This is a genomic window from Microbacterium sp., assembly GCF_052102115.1.
Taxonomy (GTDB): domain Bacteria; phylum Actinomycetota; class Actinomycetes; order Actinomycetales; family Microbacteriaceae; genus Microbacterium.
Genome location: NZ_JBQDVP010000088.1, coordinates 1 through 5892, shown reverse-complemented (window position 1 = coordinate 5892; position 5892 = coordinate 1). Strand labels below are relative to the sequence as shown.

Annotated in this window: 7 protein-coding genes; 2 read left to right on the top strand and 5 right to left on the bottom strand. The window is 63.8% G+C overall.

Annotation, left to right across the window (positions count from 1 at the left end; all coding sequences use genetic code 11):
• Positions 1 to 250: 250 nt before the first annotated feature.
• On the bottom strand, positions 251 to 877 hold the full coding sequence (locus ACTICP_RS15530; protein ID WP_441893894.1) for a hypothetical protein: 627 nt from the start codon (positions 875 to 877) through the stop codon (positions 251 to 253).
• Between the two features lie 164 nt (positions 878 to 1041).
• Here ACTICP_RS15530 and ACTICP_RS15525 point away from each other — a divergent pair, with 164 nt between their 5' ends.
• On the top strand, positions 1042 to 1701 hold the full coding sequence (locus ACTICP_RS15525) for a response regulator transcription factor (protein ID WP_441893892.1): 660 nt from the start codon (positions 1042 to 1044) through the stop codon (positions 1699 to 1701).
• Positions 1698 to 2849, top strand: a complete 1152-nt coding sequence (locus ACTICP_RS15520) for a sensor histidine kinase (RefSeq protein WP_441893890.1) — start codon at positions 1698 to 1700, stop codon at positions 2847 to 2849. Before ACTICP_RS15525 ends, ACTICP_RS15520 begins: the two co-directional genes overlap by 4 nt.
• A gap of 131 nt (positions 2850 to 2980) precedes the next feature.
• Here ACTICP_RS15520 and ACTICP_RS15515 read toward each other — a convergent pair whose 3' ends face one another.
• From ACTICP_RS15515 to ACTICP_RS15500, 4 genes are all read right to left on the bottom strand, one after another.
• Positions 2981 to 4069, bottom strand: a complete 1089-nt coding sequence (locus ACTICP_RS15515) for a DNA-methyltransferase (RefSeq protein ID WP_441893888.1) — start codon at positions 4067 to 4069, stop codon at positions 2981 to 2983.
• A 59-nt stretch (positions 4070 to 4128) separates the two neighbouring features.
• Positions 4129 to 4338, bottom strand: coding sequence for a hypothetical protein (locus tag ACTICP_RS15510; protein WP_441893886.1), 210 nt, complete (start codon positions 4336 to 4338; stop codon positions 4129 to 4131).
• Positions 4325 to 4636, bottom strand: coding sequence for a helix-turn-helix transcriptional regulator (locus tag ACTICP_RS15505; protein WP_441893896.1), 312 nt, complete (start codon positions 4634 to 4636; stop codon positions 4325 to 4327). The genes ACTICP_RS15510 and ACTICP_RS15505 overlap by 14 nt, the downstream gene beginning before the upstream one ends.
• Before the next feature lie 676 nt (positions 4637 to 5312).
• A partial coding sequence (locus ACTICP_RS15500) for an ATP-binding cassette domain-containing protein (protein WP_441893884.1) occupies positions 5313 to 5892 on the bottom strand: 580 nt, incomplete at its 5' end.

Sequence of the window (5892 nt, the reverse complement as noted above, 5' to 3'; positions counted from 1 at the left end):
GTGCAACTCGTGTGAGTGACAACGCCGGAGAAGTTCGAGGTGAGGGTCACATCGGGGCCAGGGACGAGCCTCACCTGAACCCGCCGTGCGTCATCGAATACTTGCGTCGTGGCAGGGGCGCTCATCATCGGCTGCGACGCCTGCAACATCTCCGGCGGGTCAACAGGCCGCAGGAAGTAGCCCGTCGCGGCAGCCGCACCAACGAGAACGACGGTGCAGACGATGCCCAGAGCCCCGGGTGCTCGCCTCATTATTCACCGACCGAAATGCTGAACCCGGCGTTGCTGAAGCACTCCTGTGCCTCCGCGGACATCGGGTCGTACGGGGCCTGCTGGAAGCGGGCATCTCGGTCCTCGCGGAAGTCTTCGGCCGTGTAGTCGGCCCCGACAAGCCCTGCCTCATTGAGGCACTGAACGACGACCTGTTCGGGGTCGGCAAGAAGATCCGGGTTGCCCTGCTGCAGAATGAACAGCGACTCAACCGGCGCGAGTTCATCGGAGCAATCGGATCCCACCGACATGTACTCCTCGACCGCTTCCTGCCCGTCCAGAGCCGGGGGCGCGATCTTGTAACTGCCGTTCGCAAGTTGCTCGTAGCTCTCCTCATAGCCGGCATCGCTCATGCACACCCGGTACAGGCGATGCGCCTCGTCATAGTCCTCTTGGGCGATCTTTCCCGTCTCGATCGCCCGATCGAGCACGTCGATGACGAACGGGTTCGTCTCGTCATCCAGTGCCTGTTCGAACAGCTCGCTCAGACTCCCCGCAAGTTTCTCCTCGCCAGTGCTGCCGCCGTCGTACTCGCCCTCCGTTGTGACGCAGCCAGCGATCAGCACCATCACCGCCATCGCCCCCGTAAACGCAATCGCTGTTCTCATCGTTCGTCTCATGGTTCTGCCTCCTGTGCCGTGTGATCGGGACAACACCAGTTCTACGGAGGTCACCGTTCGCGGGCCGTTAGCGCGCTCCTGACGCGGAACTAACAGGGGTGTCGGCATACTCTGATGAACAGAGAAGGCAACAAAACGGAGGAGGTAAGCCCATGCGAATTCTGGTCGCAGAGGATGACCCTCTCCTGTCTGACACCTTGCGGGACGGGCTGACGGCTGAGGGTTTCACTGTCGATATCGCCCTCGACGGCATCACCGCCCTTGAGCGGCTCAGCGAGATCGACATCGACGTCCTCGTCCTCGACCGGGACCTGCCCGGGATGTCCGGGGACGCGGTCTGCCGCAACCTGCGTGAGTTCAACGACGACACCCGCGTGCTCATGCTCACCGCCGCGTCGTCCGTCACCGACCGCGTCGAGGGGCTGGACCTCGGCGCAGACGACTACCTCACCAAACCCTTCGCGTTCGTCGAACTCGTCGCACGAATCCGAGCGCTCGGGCGCCGGACACGCTCGGTCGTCGCTCCCGTCATCGAACACGGTTCACTCCGCGTCGACACCATCAGACGCACCGTATGGCTCAACCACGAGTCGGTGCGTCTCTCGCCCAAAGAGTTCGAGGTCCTCGAAGCCCTGCTCCGCGCGGACGGCGCACCGCTGCGTTCGGAACAGTTGCTCGACATCGCCTGGGACACTCCCGACACGCTCAGCCGAGGCGTCGTCCGGGTACTGATCCATTCACTCAGGAAGAAGATCGGCCCGGACCTCATCGAGCACGAGCCCGGTCATGGCTACCGGGTCAGGCAGCCATGAGCACGCCAACATCCGGCAGGCGAAGTCCGCTTGCTCTCCGTCTCGCGGCATGGTCCACGGCAGCCTTCGCGCTCGCCGCGGCATTCCTGCTTATCGCGGAGTACTTCCTCCTCCACTACGTTGTCGAGGTCTCCATCGGCGCCTCCACGGGTACCTCCTCCCAGGGTGACTATCCCGAGGAACATGACGCCGCGAGCAGAGCTGTGTTCGAAGTCGCGAACGAACTAGCCAACACGGTCATGCTTGTCTCTGCCGTCATCGCCGGGATCATGGTGATCCTCGCCGGACTCGCGACTTGGCTCGTCGCCCGCCGCTCTCTTGGCCGGGTCGCCGATGTGACACACCTCACTCGACAGATCACTGGCTCCACCCTGAACCAGCAACTCGACCTGCCCGGACCGGAAGACGAGATCAAAGTCCTCGGCGACACCATCGATGACATGCTCCGCCGGCTGCACGCCGCCTTCGAGCAGCAAGACCGCTTCGTCGCCAACGCCTCCCATGAGCTCCGCACGCCGCTCGCAGGAATCCGCGCCGTACTCGAAAGCTCACTCCTCCACGACGAAGTAGCCGAGAAACCGAGCCAAGCGATGACCCGAGCGATCGATGCGACCCAGAAGTCCGAGAGCATCCTCACCGCGCTCCTCCAACTCGCACGATCCCGCGACCTCGCCTCTGACGAAGCACACCCCATCGACCTCGCCGCCACCGTCGCGATCGCCCTCGAGGCGCTGCGTGACGAAATCGCCGGGATTGGTCACCGAGTGCATACCAACCTGAGCGATGCGGAGACCACTGGCGACCAGATCCTCATCATGCAGGCCGTCCACAACCTCATCGCCAACGCAATCCTCCACGGAACCACGAACGAACCGATCATCGTGACCACCAGCACGAACGACCGAACATCCGTGTTCACCGTCTCCAACGGTGGCCACGTTATTGCGCCAGAAGTCGCCGCCAAGCTCATCGAGCCGTTCAACCGTGGACACCACACCCGACACACCGCGACACCTACCTCCGGCACCGGCCTTGGGCTCCCCATCGTCGACGCAATCGCCAAGCAACATCACGGAACGCTCACGCTCTCAGCAAGAGACACCGGCGGACTCGACGTCACTCTCACCCTGCCCGCCAGCGCCACCTAAACATGAACGACGGCCGCCCATTGCGCAAAACCAACTGCCAATGACACGCATTCCAGAGGGCTGTCTGCACGACCCGAGGGACTGCGCAAGGAGAGACCTCCGTGTCGGTGAGTCCCACCCTCCTAAGCCAGTCATGCTTGAGATGACCGATCCATTCGCGAGTGGAGTAACGGCGCGTACTCTGCGTTCTTCTCCATCGCGACCACCTGAAATCCCGCCTCGACTGCAGCCTCTGCCGTCGTGCCCGATCCTGCGAACGGCTCCAGCACGATGCCACCCCGTGGAGTCACAAGCGTGACCAGCCAGCGCATCAACGCCAAGGGCTTCACGGTCGTGTGCGAGACGCCGAATGCTCGAGGGCGCTCGGCGGCGTTGGGTTTGCGGTCGAAACGGAAGATCGGGAACTTCCGCGATAACGACTCGCCCTGCCACGTCCCCGTCAAAACATCCAACGCATCCGCCTGACCCGGATCGAACGCGACGTTCGTCGGCCACCGGCCGTCAGCGAACCTGCCGTCGTCGATGTTGATTCCACCGACGCCATGCTCGAGAACGTTGCGGACGAGGTTTCCTTCGGGTGGCTTGCGGGCGATGATGATCGGCTCGAATGCGGGCCGCAGCGCCGTACCCCATCCCTCCCACTGCTGTGCATCTTCCGTCACCGGGGCGCCCTTCGACAGAACCGTGCGGGTCGCGCCGAGCACCCCGTCATGATCGGTGGTCTGCACGATCCGGTCGGTGCGCTGCATACCGTGGTGCTTGTCGATGGCGTGCGAGAGGTCCATGCTCTTGGGCATCCCGGTGGTGTGCAGCCATGCAATTTGGTCGCGGATCTCGAACCCCGCATTCTCGATCCCACGCACCATTCGATGCCAGGTGCGTGCACCGCCGAACGCTGCAACATGCGCACCCGGCTTCAGCGCGTGCAGTGCGCCTGCGGCCCAGGCCGTGCACCAGGTCTCGAAGACCTCCGGTGCACTCATCGCACTGGTGTCGATGTGCGGGAGGGACTCCCGAAACCCTGAGGCGTCGTCCCAAGCTTGCCCGTTGAAGCTCAACCCGTAGGGCGGGTCGGTGACGAGAGCGTCGATGCTGGCCTCGGGCAGGAGCGGGAGGAGCTCCACAGCGTCACCGAGGTAAAGCGTCGCCCGGTCATCGGTGAACACCGGCTCGGGTAGTTCGGTCAGCGGCGCTCTGGTCGGCGGAGTGGGGTCGGACATGACGGTGGCTCCCTGCTGTTCGGGGCCCGTCCGCGCTCGTGTGCGACGAACAGGCTCACTCAGCAGGTACGGGCCACACCGACCACGACGAGCCGACACAGCCCCACCGCCGCCGCCGCGCGGAAGCCAATCCCGGCGAGCCGGATCTGAGCTCCACGAGGTGCCTGTGCCTCGTGGAGCTCAGCGCCAGATTTCTCCCACACACGATCGGCAATCAACGCCGGACGATGACGAATCGCACCTGATGCGATCTCGTCATGGATCTTCACGTGCTGAGCGGTTTCGGACAGTGGGGAGGAAACGGCTCGGATTCACCCCGTACCGATGCGTGAACGCCCGGGACGCTACCGACGGATCCGGCCATCCGGCCTCCAACGCGGCTTCACTGACGCTGACGCTGGTCGTGACTAGCAATTCGGCCATCCGTTCTGCCCGCAACTGTCTCAGGTATGTGGAGGGAGCAAGCCCAACCTGTTCACGAAATGAGCGCCGCAACTGGGAGGCTGAGAGAGCAACCTCCGCGGCGAGATCCTCGATGCGCCACGCACGCTCAAGGTTCTGGCGCATGAGACTGATCGCCGCGACGACCTCGTGCCGGGGCTTCTGCAATCTCGCCAGAGCGTCACCTGCCGACCTCTCTGGCGAACCAGTAAGAGTCCCGACAAGAGCGAACACTTCTGCCACGATGGACAGCAATGTGAACTCAGCGTGTATGTGTTCCGGAAGCTTCGCCATCTGCACTAGCAGCGGACCCAGGCAATCCATCGATTGCGCGGGCAACTGCAACCGACCAAGCCGACGGTCCCGGCGCATAGCTTGCTGCAGCGCATGCACCAGTGGGTGCACTCCCGGGAGCCAGCGCAACTGTGCAGCTAGATAGTCCGCGTGAAAGTAGATCGTGATGGTCCGTGTGTGCCCCTCTGGATGCCCTCTGGACGGTAAGCCTGCGGGTATCGTCACGATCGTGCCCGGTCCAATAGGAACACAATCCTCGGCGGACGTAATGCAGGCCCAGCCTGAAAGAGTAAATACGACCTTCACCTGATCGACGCACACCAGTTCGGTCCGCTGCACGGAGACTCGCTCTTGCACAGATACGGGGCGATGGAGTCCACGCATCCGCGGTGGCAGGTGGGAATTTTCTCGTCCCGGGTCGGGATCCCTCGCCGCGCGGGTAGTCTCACTGGCACGTTCTTTATTCGAAGACGGCAGCTCCTGTGCGGCAGGGCGGCTCGTTCGCGGCTTAGTTCTTTCCGCCATGAACGCCTCGCCAGGCATTCCAGAGAGTGGCGTACGTTTCCCCAGCGGCCATGAGGGTGTCGTGGTTGCCGTCCTCGACGATCCTCCCGGCGGCCATGACGAGGATGCGGTCGCAGGCGGCGGCTTGAGAGAGTCGGTGCGCGATGACGAGCCCCGTGCGGTCGGCCAGCACGGCGTCGGCGGCGCGGTCAAGTTTTCCGGCATCAGCGCTGTCGGCTTCGGCGGTCGCCTCATCAAGGATCGCCAGCTCGGGATCTGCCAGCATGAGTCGAGCAAGCGCGACATGTTGGGCCTGTGCGGGGGTCAGTTCCTGCCCGCCGGTGCCGACGACCGTATCGAGCCCGTCGGGCAGCAGGTTGAGGAGCCCTTCAGCGTCGGTGGCGGCCACCGCGGTGTGGATGTCTTCGTCTGTGGCGTCTGGTGCTGCGAGGGTGAGGTTGTCGCGCAGCGTGCCGGCGAACACGTGTACTTCCTGCGTGATTACTGCGGTGCGTGCTTGCCGGGTGACGGTGCCGCTGTCCGGCTGGTGAGTGCCCGCGATCAACGCGGCGAGGGTGGTTTTG

Coding starts and splice junctions, on each gene's coding strand:
- ACTICP_RS15520 (WP_441893890.1), top strand. CDS start 1,698: ATGAGCACGCCAACATCCGGCAGGCGAAGTCCGCTTGCTCTCCGTCTC.
- ACTICP_RS15530 (WP_441893894.1), bottom strand. CDS start 877: ATGAGAACAGCGATTGCGTTTACGGGGGCGATGGCGGTGATGGTGCTG.
- ACTICP_RS15515 (WP_441893888.1), bottom strand. CDS start 4,069: ATGTCCGACCCCACTCCGCCGACCAGAGCGCCGCTGACCGAACTACCC.
- ACTICP_RS15525 (WP_441893892.1), top strand. CDS start 1,042: ATGCGAATTCTGGTCGCAGAGGATGACCCTCTCCTGTCTGACACCTTG.
- ACTICP_RS15505 (WP_441893896.1), bottom strand. CDS start 4,636: ATGCGCCAGAACCTTGAGCGTGCGTGGCGCATCGAGGATCTCGCCGCG.